Below are 20013 nucleotides of genomic sequence, written 5' to 3' on the forward strand. Positions count from 1 at the left end.
TTTAGGGTAGAAATATTCTTCCAATCCTTCACCCTGCTTCTCCAAGACCTTCGACCCTCAAACATATCACCCATAGCAGAATCTAACAATCAATTTGCGGTCCAGCTATAACCGCTGTACATTTTTTGGATTTCGGCTTCAGTGAGGACGCGATTGTAGATGCGGATGTCGTCGAATGTTGCTGAGGTAATCGTTTGCAGTAATGATAAATATCTGCTAATTCACAAGCGAAGCTTGCTCTATACAAGTTCATAATGAACCGGCGTTAGCTTGTCTCTGGGCGTCCTTCCCTTTAATAAACCGATGATCTGATAAATCATGAGTATATTCAATCATAAAGGAACGCCATGTTGTTTCACTTCCTGAAAAAATAACGTATGGCAATGTTGATTTTTCTCCCACTCATTTTTATCCTGAAGTATTGGCGAAATATACAAATCATGATTAAGGGAATAGTCCGAAGCCAACCCACTCATCAGACGTTGCAGGTTCGGTGCATTGCGCTTTACAATGATTAAAATATCAATATCCGAATCAGGGGTTTGTGTATTAGTCGCATAAGAGCCAAATAAATATTCAGCTATTATATTATCCTTGAGTAATTGTTTGGTTTAATCGACAAATTGCGTAATAATTTTGCGCACTTGCGGAGAAATATGCGATATGGATAAAGTACTTTGAGATTTATCTTTCATAGAGGTACTCGACATCTTACTCCCAATATAACTCTTCTTCAATATATATGTGACAAAAGAAGGTCTATAAAAAAAAATCAAGCTGTTTTCAGCGAATTATGTTAACGCTCGCTTTCTTACATCCCAAAAATTGTTCACTATACAAGGAGTAATGAGTTAAAGTTCGATTGTTCTATCTGACTCGCTTAACCCAACCTACAAAACTTGTTCCTTTATCTGAAACCGCAGTGTCTTATTCAAGATTATCAAGAAAATCAGTGTCAATTCTTTGACCATGCTTCAATATTTCATGTACAATCGGATTTGACATATTGAAATTTTTCTCTCTGAAAGGATGCGGCTCTATCCTGCTATCAATGTTACGCCGCAGTCTCATTAGTTCCAATTGTATATCTATCGGATTTTCAAATTCCCTCAAAATTACAGCAATGTCAATATCGCTCTCTTCGTGATGAGTCTCCCCTGCGTATGAGCCGAAAAGAAATATCTGCTTACAATCATAATTCGCCTTTATTACTAAAGCATATTGTCGGGCAAGACTTGAGGCATCGTTTTTATCCATTCGCGCAACTCCTTTAAGCCATTTCTGTGTCAATAATACCTGTTTTAATAAATTCACGGTTAAAGAGTGAAGGAATGCCGGAATGTTTTGAGGATGCCAGTCCTTTTGTAATCAAAAGGGCGTTAACAGAATAATACATAGCATAATAAATTCGATTAACTACCGATTCTAAGGATGAATTATCCAGAAGTGATTTCGCATCTGCAATTGTATTACGAGCCTTTTAAAAGCCGATATTTAGCAAGAGCAACTAACTCATCATTCATACAACCACGCCCTCATTATTAATATTCCTGTTAGCTGGTTTATGATGCTCTTTGTGTGCGAGTTTTGATGCCATATTTTTTTCTAATTTTCTGTAAATCTCTTTCTTCCAAATCTGGGTTATCTGAATATTGTTTAGTTAATTTGTCTCTAATTTCTCTCATCATTTTAACTGCATCAAATTCTTTTTCTTTTATATTATTTTTCATCTATAATCTCCCTGGGTGATCTTATTTCTATAATAGGATAACCGTATTTTAAATTTGTTGCATTATAGAGATGAATTCTTCTTAAATTAACAATATGTTTAAAATGCCAACTAACTAACACATCCACACGATTTGCTGTTGCAATGGCAATATGTTGGGAGTCAATAGTATATTTTTTACTAATTGCTTTTTCTGCAATATATTTTTTTGCTAAATATTTTGATTCATCCTCTAAAGTTATATATTCCTTAAATTTGTCAGGAATTGTTGACATTATGTCCTGAACTTCTAATGGCGCATTTTCAATTTCTTTCAGTGTTAAATCAGAAACAACTAATAGTTTTATTCCCAGTGTAAATTCTTTTACTAATTGTTTTGAAGATTCCAAAAATTCATTATCAAAACAACCTCCAAATACAGAAGTATCAGCGTATACTCTTAATTTCATTCACAAATCCTTATCCATTAAGCTATCAAACTCGTTATGTAAAGGTTTCTTTGTATTCATAATTACATCAAAACAATCTATAATATCTATATTATTGCTTTAATTATAAATTCAATATCCATTTTTATTACTTCCATTTTCCATAAAAAACATAAACTGTAACTGTTACTATTATAGCATAATAATAGTATAAATTACTTCAATCCTTTTTTGTTCATAATACTTACAATAACGCTTCTTGCTGTACTCATGTGTTTTAGCTTTATCATGGTTTCCATTTTTTGCATAACAATGATTTCTGTGGTAATAACATCATTTCATCTTTATAAACGCTACGCTCTTGTGCTCTTTCTAATGTGTGGATCGATTTGTATTATCATTTATTTTATCAATTGCCTGACCAGCCGTTTTCTTGTAGATAGACTGAATTTCGTCTTCGGTGAGGGCGCGGTTGTAGATGCGGATGTAGTCGAATGTTGCTGAGGTTATCGTTTGAAGTAATGGTAAATAATTGCTAATTCACAAGCGAACCTTACTCTATACAAGTTCATAATGAACCGGCATTAACTTGTCTAAATCTATATACCTGGAGGCATCAAGGATCTCAATTCCTACTATTTTCTCATCCTCACTCATGTCGAGCACAATGTTCTCCGATATTCTTTTATTTACTACATCCTGTTTGTTATCTGCTAATCGAAGATATAAAAGGTCTGTCTTTTCATTATATTGAATATTCATCTTTATTATTCCCATTTCCCAAAAAAAACATAAACTTTTACTATTACTATAATATCATCCTCAATTGTATTGATGAAAGAATATCAAGTTGAAGGTAATGAGAGTTTCTCTTTGAAGAATAATTCCTGCTTCTTTTCAGTTACAGCAATAAATAGCACAGCATCGTCAAATTGCTTTTTAGCCTGTTCAGGAGTTGGCATTTGAAAATCTTGATAATCACTGATTTGACGGCTATCAAAAGCATTATGTGCAATCATACTAAATGATTTCTCAAACAGACCAGTCTTGACAAAATACTTATCGAAATAGGAAATCACACCTGTATGTTTACGGCTATCTATATCAACTAATGCCAATAACGAACGAATGGCATAAAAATTGCATAATACGAGCGGTTAACTCTCCCGTCATACTCCTTATTTTTCAAAATAATTCAGCTTGTCTCAGGGCGTCCTTCCCTTTATTGAATTATAAAGATAATACTCTCTAACTGTTAGAATTAGCTGTATAAAAACTGGGCAGGGCATTTGGGATTGGTATAAAATCACACTGGCTTTTGTGTCAGTTGAATCTTGTTGTTCACTCAGACTTCAATGACTGCCTTATCTTCTTAGGATCACGCCGCATGTTAAGAACTCTACACACTACAACCACCGATTCCTCTTCAAACTTGTAATAAATGGCATAAGGAAATCTCTTGGATAGCATTCGATGATAGCCGAAGAATTTTGGATGGATGCCACAATACAAAGTCAAAGAATCAATATCGGAAAACAGAGAATCTAAGAAATATTGTCCCAATCCTTCACCCTGTTTCTCATAAAACGATCGACCTTCAGACAAATCATCTAGAGCAAAAGAAAGCAGCTTGATTTTCATTCGAATCGTTTTCGGAGTTCTTTTTTTGCATCTTGCCAGTCCACAATCTTTTCCCGCCCTGTGCTAAATCGACGTTCTGTTTCCTGTAGAGCTATCTTGTGCCAATCTGGAGATTCAATCTGTTCCTCTTCATTTAACAGGTCTTCCCAAATGGCTTCCATTAACCTCAATTTTTCATCTCTGGAAAGGCACTTTAATTCGATTGTGTTTTGCATAATATAAAATCCTATCACAATTTTGTAAAATATATCATGTCGCAATGATGTTTGTCAAATATTAAGAGCATTTTTGTTAGTATCCCCTTGTCCTACTTATTACACCTTTCAAACCTTAAGGATATGCTGCAAAACCGTTAGAATACTTCTCTAACACAATTTTATGTTGTGTTATATAAGAAGACCTTCTCAATTTGTAAGATAATACATCAGAGGGTTATTACGTCCATGTAATTTGTTGATATTTCGTTGCAGTAAAGATACTATAAATCTACATGAAGAGTTAGTCAAGATTATATTGCATTCGCTTATATTTAACTGTCATTTGCCTGTCCAGCCTCCTTCATTGTACAGAGCTTGGATTTCGGATTCGGTTAGGGCGCGGTTGTAGATTCTTAAATTATCTACTTGTCCTGCAAATGATTGGTTTTGAGCAAAACCTCCTCCAAACGAGTCCTGTTCTTGTCCAATAATAAAACCTCCAGTATCGACAGCTAATTGTGTTCCACTAACGTTGATATCATCACCTCCCTGAGATCCATCTATATAAAATTTTGCGACTGAACCAATTCTTATGACAATGACATGATGCCAATCATGATCTTCAATTAAAGAATTTATGTTAAAATCATAATAGCTATTATTTATTCTCATCCTCCAAAATTTGTAAGTTGGTCTATAATATATCATAAAAGCATTATATTCAGATGCTCTAGCACAACTTATCCAACAATTCTCAGGATCTGTTCCGGTTGTATGTATTATATCAATTTTAAGCTCTGCTGAAAAAGTAAAGTCTCCTAATCCATTTACTATAGTATTTGGTAAAGATAATCTATCTGAAGCATTATCACCTATTACTAAAACATCATTTACAGTTGCACCACCAAGAACAGTCCCGTCATACCCATTCCCACTTTCATCATTCGCATTCCCATTTAAAGGATAATAAGCAACCAACCCCTCTTTAGGAAGATCCTTTACAGCAACAACATTAGTAACATCCCCCATAAGCCCATACTTATCCTTAACCGCTAACTTAGCAGTATAATCCCCCACAGTATCATAAACATGCGTTGCAGTCTTCTCAGCGCTCCATTCAGTATTAAAAGCGCCGTCATTTTCAAAATCCCACCTCACCTGAATCTTTGCGGCAGAAGAATCATCATCAGTAGAACCTGAAGCATCAAAGGTGACAACAGCGCCATAAACGGGCGAAGTTGGACTGAATGTAAAACTTGCTGTAGGCACATTGCTGTCAACAATTGAGATGACCTTTGTAATGTTATCAATCCTTTCTTCTTCATTTATAACTTCAAGCGTCACTGTTTCTGTGCCCAGAGTTGAATAATTTCTTGTTATTGTAGGAACTGATAACCAGTCAGTCCATGCGCCGTCATTGGCAAAGAGCCATCTATATTGTAATGCACTTCCTGATGGATTTGCAGTGGATTCTGCTGAAATCGTTACAGGTTGAGGTGCGTATATTGAGGTTGCTATTCCTCCATTGATGTAGAAATCAGCTACAGGATATAAACCATTTGCAGGATCGTTCGGATTATTCAGATCAACATCCGCGCATGTAAAGAGGCAAGAAATAGATATAGCAAGAATTACAATCTTTATAAAGCGTATTAATTTTTTCATGATAATACCCATGCTGAATTTTAAAATTTGTATATGTAACCAATCCGGAATGCATCTTCATCATCATTTAGCGCCGGATTTAAATGAGCAAAGAAACCTTCACCAACAGGCATAATGGATTGGCTGAACACAACCTTAGTATCAATCCTCCTGCCTGCAAAGAAGGCGTCCACAAAGTTAAGGGCATAGAAACTGATTGCTGCAATACGAAAGATGTTGTGCATGTCTTTAGCCTTTTCGGCATCATCCTTTTTATCGTTATATTGTGTTGGGGGTAAATTTGGAGCAAGGGAGTTATACTCATCCCTCTTGTCCTTCATGTCCTGATTACTGGTGTATGAAAAATAACCGAGAGCAGCGGTGCCCACGAAAAAGAAAATTCCTTCATACAGGGCAAAGTCATCGCCATAAACAACCTGCCCGAGGCCGGGAACAACTGAGAATAACATTGCCCTCATTCCGTTTCTGTTCCTTTCGCTATCCGTTAGCTTGACCACCCGCCTCTCTTTGAACTCCGCATCATCAACCTTTTTGCCTTCGATTCTTGCGATTAGCTTTCGTGTGATCCTTTCCACAGCCTGCTCCACCAGCTCTTCAGTTGAAGCCTTATCCCGGGCGCTGAATTCAGCCACACCCCTTTCAACATCAACAATACGGATATTCAATTTGATTTTGCCTAGGGAGCGGCTTACCTTGCCGATCATCATCTTCCTGGCGCTCAGCATTTTGCCGATCTCAACTGCGCAGGAGCTGTCTGTGCAGCCAGTCTGCTCAAACTCCAGTTCCTGCAAAATCTTCTCAATCTGACTCCTTTCAAGCACAATGAACCTGCCGCTATTTATAAATTCGTCTCTCACAAGATCGCTGACCTCTTTGGCCAGGCTCGCGTTTATGCCTTCAGCCTTAAAATCGAGAACAGCTATTGTCATTCTTTCAGCAGAATGAGACGGAATAACGGCAAAAAGATTCACTAAAATCAGGAATAACCACATTATACGAGTCTTTTTCATAGAGATTATCTCCAAATTGAGCGCTAATAAATAATATAAGCACAAATATTTACCAATGGGGAAATATTAGTGATTTATGGTCTGTCTGTAAAACGAAGCCAATTCTGATGCATATAGTTAGTAAGTCAATAGTAATTTCTCAAGCTGACCAATCTTGAATCGGGGACATCGGCTCGTCCGTTCTTCGACTTCGCTCAGCGCTCGTTCCTCTCCTTAATGAGCGACTCGCTTAACGGAAAAGGTCGATTTTGCTATTATTCATTGTGTTAGGCGAGTTTTATTCAGACGAAGAATACTCCAATGTTATCATTGGATCAATTTCATAATTTATGTAACTGGTCCATAAATGAGTGGTAAAAGCAGTTGCCTACACACTCTCTCCTGCGAATGCAGGAGTCTATATCAAATAAAATCATGATGAAATGCCATCATTCGGAGGAATCCTGTCAAAAGTATCCAATAGTCCATTGCTTCCCTATCTTAATAAGCAATTACACAATTCAAGATCATTCATGTACAGGATTGTTTTGCGGGGTAATCTAAATAATGCTTTATTTGATAATGTGAAGTTAAGCTACATTTTATGATTTTGGAAAAAAGAAAATTTTCTACTTTTAAAGACTTAACCCTGCAGAGCCGAAACCAAATATATGCTGAGCCTGCCGAAGTAAAGGAAAAGAATAAGACAGGATAACAGGATTAGATTATTTTTTTATCCCGTTATCCTGTAATCCTGATTATTTAAAAGTCTTGCCAAAAAAAGCAAAGACTTTATGGTTAAGGCATTATTAGACATTTTTATTCTTTCACAAATCTCATTCTCAATTATCTTTTTCTATACCCTCTGGCAGCTTGAGTAGAGCCACAGGTTCAAAGCTTATGAGATCGCCTATAATATTTCCAAAATCATCAACCTTCCTAACGATAAACTTGACGAAATAATTCATCCCCTCATGAATATTGAGAAGATATCTTTTGAATTCTTCATCTGTTTTAAGCTCGGTAATATCAAATATTATATCATAATTTTTTCTGTCATAAAATGTCAGTTTATCGAAAACATTGTCAATTCTCTTTAGTCTTAATTTTAGGGTTACAGACCTGCCCTTATAGGCACTGATGTTATTTGAAATATCTTTCAATAAAAATTTTTCCAATGGAATGAGAGGAAATTCTAATACCCTGATAAAATATAATATAATAAGAAAGACCTTGGTCCCTTTCATAAATGTATACCTCAAATTATTTCTATACTTATGTTTCATTATTGGCAATTAAAAAATTAATAGAAAAAATGGTTGTATTTATCGATAAATTTCAATATTGTCTCATCAAAAATATTAAGCTTCGCTATAGATGAAATATATGCTTGCTTTACGATGGGACCGTGTATATTCCATTTTTAAGTAAATTTTAAATTTGAGAGGACTTTAAAAATGAGAAGCGATTTGATGAAAAAGGGAATCCAGAAGGCGCCTCACAGGTCACTATTTAAGGCGGCTGGTCTTACAGATGAGGAACTAGCTCGACCCATTATCGGGATTGCCAACTCCGCTAATGAAATAATTCCAGGGCACATTCATCTGGACAGGATTGCTGACGCTGTTAAAAAGGGAATAATTGCTGCTGGCGGCACACCATTAGAGTTTTCCACAATCGGAGTTTGTGATGGAATAGCGATGAATCACATTGGGATGAAGTACTCCCTAGGATCAAGGGAATTAATCGCAGACTCAATAGAGATAATGGCGATAGCACATCCCTTTGACGGACTAGTAATGATTCCCAATTGCGATAAAATCATCCCGGGCATGCTAATCGCCGCAGTTCGTCTTGATATCCCAACCATAGTAATAAGCGGCGGCCCGATGCTTGCCGGGAATTATAAGGGAGAGAATGTGGCGGTTGATAATGTCTTTGAGGCTGTTGGAAAGGCAGCGACAAAATCGATAACAAAGGATGATTTATACAAACTTGAGTGCGTTGCCTGCCCTGGCATTGGCTCATGCGCTGGATTATATACTGCAAATTCTATGAATTGTTTAACCGAGGCTCTCGGTATTGCGCTTCCTTATAATGGAACAATTCCAGCGGTGATGGCTGACAGGATTAGAATCGCAAAGGAGAGTGGGAAAAGGGTATTGGACCTTGTTAAAAAACAGATTACACCCAAAAAAATCATCACAAAACATGCCATTGAGAATGCGCTGGCAGTGGACATGGCAATTGGTGGATCATCAAATACAGCGCTTCACATACCAGCCCTCGCTCATTATGCGGGAATAGAACTAAACCTGAAAGGCATAAACCCAATTTCTGAGAAGGTGCCACACCTGTGTACCCTCGCTCCGGCAGGTAATCATCACCTTCAGGATCTTCATAATGCCGGGGGCATACCAGCTATTATGAATGAACTCCTGAAACATGGCCTTATACATGGCAAGTGTAAAACTGTTACAGGTAAGAGTGTATCTAAAAATGTAAAGGATTATAGGATACTAGACAAAAGGATCATTAGAACCGTTGACAATCCTGTACACTCAGATGGTGGTTTGGCTGTATTAACAGGGAATATTGCGCCTGATGGATGTATAGTTAAGCAGTCCGCAGTTGATCCAACGATGCTGAAACATAGCGGCCCGGCTATGGTTTTTAAATCAGAGGAAACCGCGGTAAAGGCAATAATGTCAGGTAAAATCAGCAAGGGCGATGTTATTGTCATCATCTATGAAGGGCCAAAGGGGGGGCCTGGGATGAGAGAGATGCTTACTCCAACCTCTGTTGTCGCTGGCATGGGATTGGATAAGGATGTGGCCCTCATCACAGATGGCAGATTTTCCGGCGCCACAAGAGGCTCTTCAATTGGTCACATCTCGCCAGAGGCCGCTGCCGGAGGGCCCATTGCAATAGTGCAGGATGGGGATATTATTGAGATTGATATACCCAATAAAAGGATTAACCTGAAACTATCGGAGGATAAAATCCAGGAAAGGCTTGAAATACTGGAGCTACCAACCCCTAACATTACAACCGGTTATATGGCCAGATATTCAAATCTAGTTTCATCAGCAGACAAGGGAGCTGTCTTTGAATTTTGACATTAAGAATAATTAGGTTTAGATTTCATTAAAATTCTGATTCCACTCTTAATATAATTCTCCCAGGGGATAGACTACAGGTTATATGAAAATAAAAAGTGTTTATTATATAAAGAGTGCGTCTAATGTATCACATTTTCCTAACTATTCTTATCCTGAGTTTGCATTTATGGGCAGATCCAACGTTGGCAAATCATCCCTAATAAATATGATTGTTGGACAAAAGTCCCTGGTAAAGGTTGGATCAAAACCCGGGGTTACAAAATCAATCAATTTTTTTATGCTGAATGACAGGATATCCTTAGCGGACCTCCCAGGATACGGATATGCAAAATTACCACAAAACCTAAGAAAGACATTTCTACCCCTCATAAAAAGCTATGTTAAAGAGAGGTATAATCTTCGGCTTGCCTTCCTCCTTATTGATATTAGAAGAGAGCCATTGGAGTTTGAAAGAGACATCATCATTCACCTCACTGAGAAAGAAATCCCAATAGCAATTATTGCAACAAAATGTGATAAACTCTCAAAGATGAACACAATGAAGAATGCAAAAAAAATAGCTTCCAAATTAGAGATAGATACAGATTCAATCTACTTCTCATCATCGAAAACAGGGGAAAGCAGAAAGGGGATACTCAACCTAATTGAAGAATTTAGTCGTAAAGACGCAAAAATATAATAATACAAATATCGATTCAGTAAAACAACTTTATAATAATTTAGCCTAGTTGATTGTTGTTAATGAGGACAATGATGTTTGACCAGAATAATATGCCAAAATTAATACAGGATCTTGGAGATCGAATAGGCAGGGATCGAATTCTAACTGACAGTGATATACTCGATAAATACTCAAAGGATGAAACCTCTGATTTGGTTAGAGTCCCGGACATGGTTGTCAGAGCCAGAACACCTGAGGAGGTAAGCGACATCCTACGAATATGCAATCAATACAGAATACCAGTAACCCCGAGGGGGGGAGGCACGGGTGTTACCGGTGGAGCTGTGCCAGTTGATGGAGGCGTGGTAATATCGCTCGAATTGATGAATAGGATCATTGAGATTGACAGCAAAAACATGGTTGCGGTAATAGAGCCTGGGGTGATTACCCATGCTATACAGAAAGCCGCGCTTGAGCATGGTTTGATGTATCCCCCTGATCCTGCAAGCCTTGAATCATGCTCAATAGGCGGGAATGTTGCTGAAGGGGCTGGAGGTCCCAGGGCCGTTAAGTATGGGACAACAAAGGACTACGTTATTGGTCTGGAGTTTGTTCTTCCCGATGGCAGCATTATCACAACTGGTGGAAAATTTGTAAAGAATGCGACAGGATACAACCTAATTGGCATCCTATTAGGATCAGAGGGGACGCTTGCTGTAATCACAAAGATAATTCTGAGGCTTATACCTGCGCCTTCATCCACAATAGATTTGCTGATTCCTTTTCAGAGCATAGATGAGGCAGTTGAAACTGTGTGTAAAATAATTCATAAAAAAATTGTTCCATCAACCATAGAGTTTATGGAGAGGGATTCCATAAAACTCGTATCAAAATATCTAAACGAAGAGATGCCCTTCCCAAATTCAAATGCTCATCTTTTAGTGCAATTGGATGGAACCTCAGAAGACGATATACGAAATGATTTGGTGCGATTATCTCTCTGCATTGATAATGCTGATGATATTATTGTGGCGGAGACAAAGGCACAGAGGGAGCGAATCTGGAGAGCGAGACGGGCAATTCGAGAGGCAATACATAATGAAGATCCCATCTTTTTAGCAGAGGATACTGTTGTTCCCATATCGAGGATACCGGTTTTTCTCAAAGAGGTGAAGGACTATCTCAACTCGCGTAATCTGCGCTCAGTAATGTTTGGACATGCTGGAGATGGAAATGTTCATATTGACATATTGAAGGGAGATATGAAATATGAGGAATGGAAGAGATTGCTTCCTGAATTGAAAATTGCTATTTACAAAAGGGCATTAAAGAATGGCGGTACAATAACAGGAGAGCATGGAATCGGTTTCCTGAGAAAAAATTACCTGCCCCTTGCCTTAAGCCCTGAGGAGATTGGCTTGTTAAGGAGAATAAAGGCTGCCTTTGATCCAAATATGATTCTGAATCCCGGTAAATTATTCTAACCATTTCAATCCCTCCCTGTGGTGATAATTATACTGATGAATAAATTATAACAAAGCAGCAATAACAACCAAAATTCCGACCTATCCATTTTATAATATTTATACTGATTTCACCTTGACATTTTTTTAAATTTGAAGCAGCAATTTATTATTCAAAATTAAATGTATTTAAAGGTGTAACTATGAATAAAGCAAATGTAGGCATTATAGGCGGCACTGGTATTTATGAGATTGAGGGTGTAGAGGTACTCGAAGAACTCAACATGGACACTCCTTGGGGAAGGCCCTCCGATTCAATAATAATCGCCAGGGTGGGAGATGTTAACGCTGCCTTTGTTCCAAGACATGGTATAGGACACAAACATCCCCCTCATCAGGTTAACTCCCGTGCTAACATCGCCGCATTAAAGATGATTGGAGTTCGGGAAATTCTTGCATTTTCTGCTGTTGGAAGCCTAAAAGAGGAGATTAAGCCGCTCGATTTTGTATTGCCGAATCAGGTTATAGATAGGACAAAGGCACGTCCAAGCACTTTTTTTGAGAATGGCATAGTAGCTCATGTTGCCTTTGCTGATCCCTTTTGTCTCAGGTTGCATCAAATCATTATACCGATTGCAAAGGAGAAGGGCCTGAAGCTTCATACAAACGAAACAGTTATTTGCATGGATGGCCCAGCTTTTTCCACAAGGGCAGAAAGCAATCTGTACAGATCATGGGGAGCCGGAATAATAAATATGAGCACCCTGCCAGAAGCGAAATTGGCCAGAGAAGCCGAAATATGCTATGCCATCATATGCATGAGCACTGACTATGATTGCTGGAAGGAGGATGAGGAGCATGTTACTGCTGAGATGATAATCAGCAATCTCAACAAAAATGCTGACAGGGCGAAGGCATTACTAAAGGCATTACTGCCTCACATGAGAGAAGAGAGGACATGTTCATGCAAAGAGGCAATAAAATACTCCACTATAACCTCAAAGGAATATCAGAATTTAGAAGAGGCTGAAAAATTAGAAAAGATATTCCCGGACTATTTTTAGTGATACAGAGATTTAGCAATCGCTGGAGGGATTATATTACTATTGAATAATAATAGATTACAGGGATGTATACTAGGGTTATTTTATCTTATATTTTTTCTTGAATTTTTCTACCCTACCTGCGCTGTCCACAATCTTTTGCTTCTTTGTGTAAAAGGGATGACAATTTGAACATATCTCAACATGTATATCATTAACGGTTGATCTTGTCTTGATTTCATTTCCACAGGCGCATTTGATCACAGTATCTTCATATTTTGGATGTATGCCAGATTTCATCTATATTCTCCTTAACATTAGGAATTCATAGCCATAAAGAAGGCCTTATTATTCTTAGTCAGCCTCATCTTATCGATAAGAAGCTCCATTGCCTCTGTTACACTCATGCCAGAAATGACCTTTCTTAAAACCCATATTTTACTCAGTTCCTCTTCGCCAACCAATAGCTCTTCCTTCCTGGTTCCAGATTTGTTGATATCGATGGCAGGGAAGACTCTTTTGTCAACTAATTTTCTTTCCAGATGGAGTTCAGAATTTCCTGTGCCCTTAAACTCTTCAAAGATGACCTCATCCATTCTGCTGCCTGTATCAATAAGAGCTGTGGCAAGGACTGTTAAACTTCCACCATCCTCGATGTTTCTCGCCGCGCCAAAGAATCTCTTCGGTTTATGCAATGCATTTGAATCAACCCCACCAGAAAGCACCTTTCCGCTTGTAGGCACTATCTGATTGTAGGCTCTGGCCAATCTCGTGATTGAGTCGAGCAGGATAACAACATCATTTTTATGCTCAACTAATCTCTTTGCCTTTTCCATTACCATCTCAGCAACCTGTACATGTCTAAATGCCGGTTCGTCAAAGGTGGAAGATATTACTTCTCCGTTTACTGAACGCTGCATATCAGTGACCTCTTCAGGCCTTTCATCAATAAGCAATACTATCAGATAAACCTCTGGATGATTCGTTGTAATTGAATTGGCAATTTTTTGTAATAGTATTGTCTTGCCTGTTCGCGGGGGAGCAACGATTAGGCCTCTCTGTCCTTTGCCAATTGGGGTAACGATATTAACTATTCTCATGTCAATATTTTTTGATTCCGTTTCAAGACATATTCTCTCAGATGGATAAAGAGGGGTTAGGTTGTCGAAGAGCGGTCTCTTTTGAAGATTATCAGGATTCTCAAAATTAACAGCCTCAATTCTTAAGAGAGCAAAGAATCTCTCATTGTCCTTTGGAGGTCTTATCTGTCCGGTTACGGTATCCCCAGTTCTAAGACCAAAGAGCCTTATTTGGGATGGCGATACATAAATATCATCCTGTCCTGGTAGATAATTATAGGTTGTTGACCTTAGAAATCCATATCCTTCATTAAGGATCTCAAGAACCCCGCTGGAAAAGATAAGACCACTCCTCTCTGTTTGCGCTTTTAATATCTCAAAGATTAGTTCCTGTTTTCTTAAACCAGATACGCCTTCGATTTCCATATCCCTTGTCAGGGCTTGCAATTCGTTTATGGTCTTTGACTTTAATTCAGCCAGATCAAGACGATTCTCAATATTAGTTGTATTCCTGCTTCCATTACCATTCCCATTACTTATCTTAGATCCATTAGATGAATTTTTATAGGAACCCTTTTTAGCAGCTCTGTTGTTATTCTTTTCCCTGTTTTCTAACTTCGTTGTTCCATTTATACGTCCCATATTACACCTTTTTTTATTTAATTGTTTATTTGTATCTTCTTAATAAGTTATATAAAGAGGGATAGGATCATGCCGCAAACACCGGTAAATCGAGGAGGGGCATTCTGAACACAACTTATTTAAGAAGATATTGTTTCTAAATATATATCAACAAACGCAAGTTTATGCTGATTCATAATCACCCATAGTATTACACTATGACTTATGTACAAACTATGCCATTATGGAAGAGTTATAAGAATCCTTGATATTATAATGTGATTTATTATATCCATATAAATAGGTAGGATATTATTAGGGTGCTATGAATACAATATTAATGTATTCCTTTGCCCTGTTTACATTATAACACTTTGGGGTTTTCAATTACAATAAACCATCCCTGGATTATCGCGGCGTTGAACAGGGTTTATTTCGAAAAGTGACATCCTTGTCTTTCTCGAAATTCCAATGCGTAAAATACCATCCATGTCTTCTGGTTTACATTACCATATTGGGTTATTTCAATGAATTACTTTCATATAATTCTCTATTTTTCAAACCCTATGACTGTAATGATGTCAGCTATGATAAAGCGAATACTATAAAAATTACAGTCCAATGAATAATATAATCAGTAAATCAGCATTCAATTGTTTACATTTTAAATGAAACCATTCTTAAAAAAACAAATAACACATATAAAACATGGAAAAAAATTATTAAAACAATCTTTCCGCAGCATCCTTCTTGTCATTGGGATAGAATTTTGACATATATATGTGATATTAATTACATCCATGTAATTGTAATAATGACTCCTCTATTAGATTCTCATGATTATATTATGCCAAACTCCTTGTGCATCCCCTTAGAAGATACTCGAACAAAAAAAATTTTCTTTTAAATAATTTGAAAGGATTACTTTTCTCTTTGTTTGAAATTATACGGGCTTCTTTTTTTTTATATCGACGAGGTAAGTTATATATCTAAAGGTTTTTTTATTACATTACAAATATAATACCACATGCCTATTATAGTCAAGTAAATATTCACAGTTTAATTACAGAAAAAATATTCAAGTGAAGATGAAGTCAGTACATTATTAAAAATAAGTAGGGCTAATTTGCCTATTTTTCAACATTTTTAGCCGCAAGAGAATCCTAAAGAACAAACTAAAATGAAGGATGCCTATTGCTATTTTATTTTTCCACTCCCCTTTTTATATCGATTCCATATTTCTCTATTCTCTTATGAAGAAACTGTTCAGTTACCCTTAAATTTTTAGCAACCTCTTTTAAATTATAACTATTTCCCCTAATTGCTTCAACTATTAGTAATCTCTCAATTGATTCAAGCATTTTTTTTAGGGACATCCCTTCCATATCTATTCCTGGCAACATAACACTCGAATCCTCACTAAGGCTTTTGTCATAATAAATCAAAAATCCAACTATTTCCCCCTTACTTACCAGTGGCACCTTCTCATAATAGAATTTCATATCCTTATTATAAAAATAGACCTCCTTGCTGCCCCTCTTTTTTGAGTACAGTTCATTTTTATTTGAATTGCTGAGCGATTCCTCAACTAACTTGATATCAACATCCCTTTTAAGCTGATTTTCAAATATCTCCTCAAAATAGCTGTTATAAAAGATCGTCTTACCCTTATTATTCAATGCATATAGCGGTCGAGGTATATGTTCTAAAATGAGATAAATCATCCATTCAAGTATCTGCTCCTCCTGCTGTTTTTCAATCTCCTCATTCAAATAATCCCCCTTCTTGCCCTGCTCGCAAGCAGCAAAGAGCTTAAGCCTCGACCAGTTGCCATGAATCTCACCAAAAAGATTTATTACAACAAATTCCTTCTGTCTCCCAACGACGGCAAGAAGCTCGTCAAGCGACATCTTCTTTGCAAGTTTTTTAATGAATTGGTCAATCTTCTGTTTATTAACCCTTTCGATATCGCTGAGTTCTGATATCACCTCATCCTTTCTTAAAATGCCTAGAAGCATGCCCCTTTTGGAGACAACAGGAACAATTGAGACATTATTAATATAAAAAATTCTTACAATCTCCTCAGGCCTTTTGCTTTCAGGATTATAGGGATTCTCATTGAATTCCTTTACTATTCCGTTATTTTCATTTCTATCTTTATCCCCCATTTATATCCCCAACACCTCAAACATGTTATATGAACCAGGCTCCTTGTTCACAAGGTACTCAATCCCAAGCACCGCGCCCCTAGCAAAGGCCTCCCTGTTGAACATTCTGTGGGTTAACTCTATCCTCTCCCCCATTCCAATAAAATAGACTGTATGCTCCCCCACTATGTCGCCTCCCCTCATTGCCATTACCCCCACCTCACCGTCTTCCCTCTGTTGGACTCTGCTGCTTCTATCATATATCTCTGAAATACCATTGAGTTCTGTATCTGATTCTTTTACAATCTCGAACAACCTCCTAGCAGTTCCCGAAGGGGCATCCTTTTTGAATCGATGATGAGCTTCGAATATTTCAATATCATAACTAGTTTTTAAAACCTTTGATACCATCTCTGTGAGTCTAAATAGGAGATTAACGCCTAGAGATGTATTTGGAGAGAAGATGAGGGGTATTTCATTTGATGCTTCCTCTATCTGCCTCCTCTCATCATCAGAAAATCCTGTTGTGCAAATAACGATAGGCTTTTTTAAGTCCTTTGCAATCGCCAACAGCCTTAAGCTAGCCTCGGGTGCAGAAAAATCAATTATTCCGTCAACCTCGCTTACATCCCTCTCGTTTATTGCGTTAATCTGTATATTAAGTCTATCCTGGCCAATCAGGCAACCCGCATCCCTGCCAATTTCTGAAGAACCCTCAATCTCAAAGGCCGCCCCAAGGGTATGCCCCCCCTCTATAAGGATTCTCAGGGTAGTTCTACCCATTCTCCCTGATATACCGCAGATTCCTATTTTAGGCATAATTCTACTCCATAATCTATTAGACTTCCCTTCAATCTCTCTCTCTTCTCATCAGTAAGCGGCATAAGGGGAAGCCTTACGCTTGAAGAACAATATCCCAACATTTCCATTGCAGCCTTTACTGGTATGGGATTGGTCTCCAAAAACATTGCTCTTGATAGAGGAAGAAGTTTATAGAAAGCCTTTCTGGCTTCATCAATTTTTCCTTTTTTGAATAGGGTGATGATATTCATCACATCAGAGGGCAGAAAATTGGAGAGTACCGATATTACACCCTTCCCACCGATCGAAAGCACTGGCAATAAAAGGTTATCATCCCCGGAAAGTAGTGTTAATCTCTCTCCGCATAGCTCAATTACCCTCATCATTTGAGTGACATCCCCGGATGCCTCTTTTATTGCAGTGATATTGCTGGTCTTCTCAAGCAATTCTCTTATACTCTCGGGTTCAAAATTTATTGCGGTTCTACCTGGAATGTTGTAAATAATAAGCGGGATAGAAACCGATTTCGCAATGCTCTCAAAATGCGCGACAAGGCCCCTCTGAGGCGGTTTATTGTAATAGGGATTCACCAACAAGGCCCCATCCACACCATCCTCCTCCGCAGCCCTTGTAAGGCATATAGCCTCCTCTGTTGAGTTCGCTCCGGTGCCTGCCACCACTCTTGCCCTCTTGTTGACTATCCTGACAACCCTCTTTATGAACTCCTTATGTTCCTCAAAGGAAACTGTTGGCGACTCCCCTGTCGTACCCATAGGCACCACGCCATCAACACCAGCCTGAATTTGCATCTCCAGAATTTTGCCCAAGGCGTCATAATCAATCTTGTCATCCCTGAAGGGCGTAATTAAGGCTGTGAATACTCCGCTAAACATAATTGTAACCTCATTTGATAAAGATACATCATCGATATGTAAAAATAATAAATAATGCTATTTGTTCCAGTTTATATAATATAAACTCAAGATTATTCCTGATCCCTTATTTTCCCTTCGCTTCCTTCTGTTCTAGTATTTCCCAAAGCCTCTTGTTGAAGTAATCAATATTAAAGGCCTTGTTCTCAAAGTCATCCTCAAACAGATATAGCAATAATGTTCTGCTAGATTTTAAAAAATCTACATTTGAGGGATATGCATACACCTTTATGGAATCACCACCAACCAATATATATAGACTGATCCTCTCTCCCTTTTTTAAGACGCGATCCTCCTCCCCAATAGTGTCCTTTAGGGTGTATATCCCCATCTCATATTCCTTAAGATGCATCGCCTCTTTCTCATTAACAAAAGTAGCGCAGGATGATAACAAAAAGCAGACAATAAACACTATAAACCATCTATCGGCTATTCTATTTATCATGGAAATCAATCCACAAAAAGCGAATCCCAGCACTTCTTGCCAACCTTGATGGGGAAAAACCACACACCTTTCTCTCTCTTTCATCCACATCCTCTTGTTTAATAGAATATCACTAATCAACGATTTTTCTGTAGCCCTTTAGTGTCCATAAGGCAACCATTTTTTATCCATTAGTATGATTGAGACAGTCGCCTACATGCCCCTTTAATATCTCAACTGCATGAGGGATGGCCTCCTCAATAAACAGCAGGTTTTCCCTTACAGCCTTTGGGCTACCCGGCAGATTAATTATGAGGCTTTGCTTTCTGATTCCTGCCACAGCTCGCGACAGCATGGCATGAGGTGTTATTGTCAGAGATCTCTGACGCATGGTCTCAGCAAATCCGGGAGCCTCCCTTTCAATTACACCGAGCGTGGCTTCTGGTGTAACATCCCTCTGAGCAAACCCTGTTCCACCAGTGGTAAGGATTAGCTCAATATTTAAATCTGTAAACTCTATCATTATCTTCCTGATCTCTTCAATCTCATCGGGCACAACCGATTCAGCTTCAATCATGTAGCCCTTTCCCTCAGCCCATTTTCTGATCTCTGGCCCGGACAAATCCCTTCTCTCTCCCCTTGAGGACCTATCGCTAACCGTTATTATAGCAATCTTAATCATTGTATACCGCGTCTCCCCTCTATTCAACCTCAATGCTCTTGACTGTGAATTCCCTTCCGGATAACATCTGAACATCCGTTGATTCGCATTTGGGGCAAAAAAATTGCCAATCATCCCCTGAAAGACGAAACTCAGCGCCGCAGTCAACACACCTGATGAAAGCCGGAATTTTGTCAATAACGAGCTTCGCATTCTCTGCTATTGTGCCATTGCTGATTATGTCAAAGTATTGCTGCATCCAGTGAGGAATGATATCCGACAGCTCGCCTATCTCAAGGTTTATGCTCAAAATCCTATTTGCGTTATTCCTGTTGGCGTAATCGGTAACAATATCGAGTATGCTGCTCATTATCGATAGCTCATGCATCGCTTTCCCTGAACAAGGATTT

At 38.1% G+C, this 20013-nt stretch carries 23 protein-coding genes and 1 pseudogene; 4 read left to right on the top strand and 20 right to left on the bottom strand.

Going from position 1 to position 20013, the window contains the following annotated elements; genetic code table 11:
• Nucleotides 1-249: 249 nt before the first annotated feature.
• From SVZ03_10745 to SVZ03_10800, 12 genes and pseudogenes are all read right to left on the bottom strand, one after another.
• On the bottom strand, nucleotides 250-402 hold the full coding sequence (locus SVZ03_10745) for a hypothetical protein (protein MDY6934679.1): 153 nt from the start codon (nucleotides 400-402) through the stop codon (nucleotides 250-252).
• 525 nt (nucleotides 403-927) lie between these two features.
• Nucleotides 928-1257, bottom strand: coding sequence for a nucleotidyltransferase domain-containing protein (locus SVZ03_10750; protein ID MDY6934680.1), 330 nt, complete (start codon nucleotides 1255-1257; stop codon nucleotides 928-930).
• A 13-nt stretch (nucleotides 1258-1270) separates the two neighbouring features.
• A pseudogene (locus SVZ03_10755) lies at nucleotides 1271-1468 on the bottom strand (HEPN domain-containing protein).
• 94 nt (nucleotides 1469-1562) lie between these two features.
• A complete protein-coding gene (locus tag SVZ03_10760; GenBank protein ID MDY6934681.1) occupies nucleotides 1563-1730 on the bottom strand; it encodes a hypothetical protein in 168 nt (55 codons plus the stop codon).
• Nucleotides 1720-2178 (bottom strand): PIN domain protein, encoded by a 459-nt coding sequence (locus SVZ03_10765; protein MDY6934682.1) that lies wholly within the window; start codon nucleotides 2176-2178, stop codon nucleotides 1720-1722. The genes SVZ03_10760 and SVZ03_10765 overlap by 11 nt, the downstream gene beginning before the upstream one ends.
• Nucleotides 2179-2715: 537 nt before the next feature.
• Nucleotides 2716-2919 (bottom strand): DUF2283 domain-containing protein, encoded by a 204-nt coding sequence (locus SVZ03_10770; GenBank protein ID MDY6934683.1) that lies wholly within the window; start codon nucleotides 2917-2919, stop codon nucleotides 2716-2718.
• Between the two features lie 83 nt (nucleotides 2920-3002).
• On the bottom strand, nucleotides 3003-3287 hold the full coding sequence (locus tag SVZ03_10775) for a HEPN domain-containing protein (GenBank protein ID MDY6934684.1): 285 nt from the start codon (nucleotides 3285-3287) through the stop codon (nucleotides 3003-3005).
• A 211-nt stretch (nucleotides 3288-3498) separates the two neighbouring features.
• On the bottom strand, nucleotides 3499-3798 hold the full coding sequence (locus SVZ03_10780) for a type II toxin-antitoxin system RelE/ParE family toxin (protein MDY6934685.1): 300 nt from the start codon (nucleotides 3796-3798) through the stop codon (nucleotides 3499-3501).
• Nucleotides 3795-4013 (bottom strand): addiction module protein, encoded by a 219-nt coding sequence (locus tag SVZ03_10785; protein ID MDY6934686.1) that lies wholly within the window; start codon nucleotides 4011-4013, stop codon nucleotides 3795-3797. The genes SVZ03_10780 and SVZ03_10785 overlap by 4 nt, the downstream gene beginning before the upstream one ends.
• A 321-nt stretch (nucleotides 4014-4334) precedes the next feature.
• On the bottom strand, nucleotides 4335-5660 hold the full coding sequence (locus tag SVZ03_10790) for a LamG-like jellyroll fold domain-containing protein (GenBank protein MDY6934687.1): 1326 nt from the start codon (nucleotides 5658-5660) through the stop codon (nucleotides 4335-4337).
• A gap of 20 nt (nucleotides 5661-5680) precedes the next feature.
• Complete coding sequence (locus SVZ03_10795) at nucleotides 5681-6670, bottom strand: CsgG/HfaB family protein (protein MDY6934688.1); 990 nt, start codon at nucleotides 6668-6670, stop codon at nucleotides 5681-5683.
• Between the two features lie 821 nt (nucleotides 6671-7491).
• Nucleotides 7492-7896 (bottom strand): hypothetical protein, encoded by a 405-nt coding sequence (locus SVZ03_10800; GenBank protein MDY6934689.1) that lies wholly within the window; start codon nucleotides 7894-7896, stop codon nucleotides 7492-7494.
• A gap of 210 nt (nucleotides 7897-8106) precedes the next feature.
• Between SVZ03_10800 and ilvD the strand changes: the two genes are divergently transcribed.
• From ilvD to mtnP, 4 genes are all read left to right on the top strand, one after another.
• Nucleotides 8107-9768 carry a dihydroxy-acid dehydratase gene (ilvD, locus tag SVZ03_10805; protein ID MDY6934690.1) on the top strand — a complete coding sequence of 554 codons (1662 nt, stop codon included), beginning with the start codon at nucleotides 8107-8109 and terminating at the stop codon, nucleotides 9766-9768.
• Nucleotides 9769-9853: 85 nt separating this feature from the next.
• Entirely contained in the window at nucleotides 9854-10450 is a 597-nt protein-coding gene (yihA, locus tag SVZ03_10810) for a ribosome biogenesis GTP-binding protein YihA/YsxC (GenBank protein MDY6934691.1), read from the top strand.
• Between the two features lie 71 nt (nucleotides 10451-10521).
• Complete coding sequence (locus SVZ03_10815; protein MDY6934692.1) at nucleotides 10522-11916, top strand: FAD-binding oxidoreductase; 1395 nt, start codon at nucleotides 10522-10524, stop codon at nucleotides 11914-11916.
• Between the two features lie 182 nt (nucleotides 11917-12098).
• On the top strand, nucleotides 12099-12959 hold the full coding sequence (gene mtnP / locus SVZ03_10820; GenBank protein ID MDY6934693.1) for an S-methyl-5'-thioadenosine phosphorylase: 861 nt from the start codon (nucleotides 12099-12101) through the stop codon (nucleotides 12957-12959).
• 78 nt (nucleotides 12960-13037) lie between these two features.
• On the opposite strand, the gene rpmE is transcribed toward mtnP, so the two are convergent.
• The 8 genes from rpmE to hypA form a co-directional block, all read right to left on the bottom strand.
• The gene (rpmE, locus tag SVZ03_10825) at nucleotides 13038-13238 is read right to left on the bottom strand and encodes a 50S ribosomal protein L31 (protein MDY6934694.1); all 201 of its coding nucleotides are present in this window, start codon (nucleotides 13236-13238) and stop codon (nucleotides 13038-13040) included.
• A gap of 17 nt (nucleotides 13239-13255) precedes the next feature.
• Nucleotides 13256-14659 (bottom strand): transcription termination factor Rho, encoded by a 1404-nt coding sequence (rho, locus tag SVZ03_10830; GenBank protein ID MDY6934695.1) that lies wholly within the window; start codon nucleotides 14657-14659, stop codon nucleotides 13256-13258.
• A 1181-nt stretch (nucleotides 14660-15840) separates the two neighbouring features.
• Nucleotides 15841-16806, bottom strand: coding sequence for a hypothetical protein (locus SVZ03_10835; protein MDY6934696.1), 966 nt, complete (start codon nucleotides 16804-16806; stop codon nucleotides 15841-15843).
• Nucleotides 16807-17604 (bottom strand): 4-hydroxy-tetrahydrodipicolinate reductase, encoded by a 798-nt coding sequence (gene dapB, locus SVZ03_10840; protein ID MDY6934697.1) that lies wholly within the window; start codon nucleotides 17602-17604, stop codon nucleotides 16807-16809.
• The gene (gene dapA / locus SVZ03_10845; protein ID MDY6934698.1) at nucleotides 17592-18479 is read right to left on the bottom strand and encodes a 4-hydroxy-tetrahydrodipicolinate synthase; all 888 of its coding nucleotides are present in this window, start codon (nucleotides 18477-18479) and stop codon (nucleotides 17592-17594) included. Before dapA ends, dapB begins: the two co-directional genes overlap by 13 nt.
• Nucleotides 18480-18585: 106 nt before the next feature.
• Complete coding sequence (locus SVZ03_10850; GenBank protein ID MDY6934699.1) at nucleotides 18586-19047, bottom strand: hypothetical protein; 462 nt, start codon at nucleotides 19045-19047, stop codon at nucleotides 18586-18588.
• Nucleotides 19048-19126: 79 nt separating this feature from the next.
• Nucleotides 19127-19624: a molybdopterin adenylyltransferase gene (gene mog, locus SVZ03_10855; protein MDY6934700.1), complete on the bottom strand. Its 498-nt coding sequence runs from the start codon at nucleotides 19622-19624 to the stop codon at nucleotides 19127-19129.
• Nucleotides 19625-19643: 19 nt separating this feature from the next.
• Nucleotides 19644-19991, bottom strand: a complete 348-nt coding sequence (gene hypA / locus SVZ03_10860) for a hydrogenase maturation nickel metallochaperone HypA (GenBank protein ID MDY6934701.1) — start codon at nucleotides 19989-19991, stop codon at nucleotides 19644-19646.
• Nucleotides 19992-20013: the final 22 nt, after the last annotated feature.

It is taken from the genome of Spirochaetota bacterium, from assembly GCA_034190085.1.
Lineage (GTDB): Bacteria > Spirochaetota > UBA4802 > UBA4802 > JAFGDQ01 > JAXHTS01.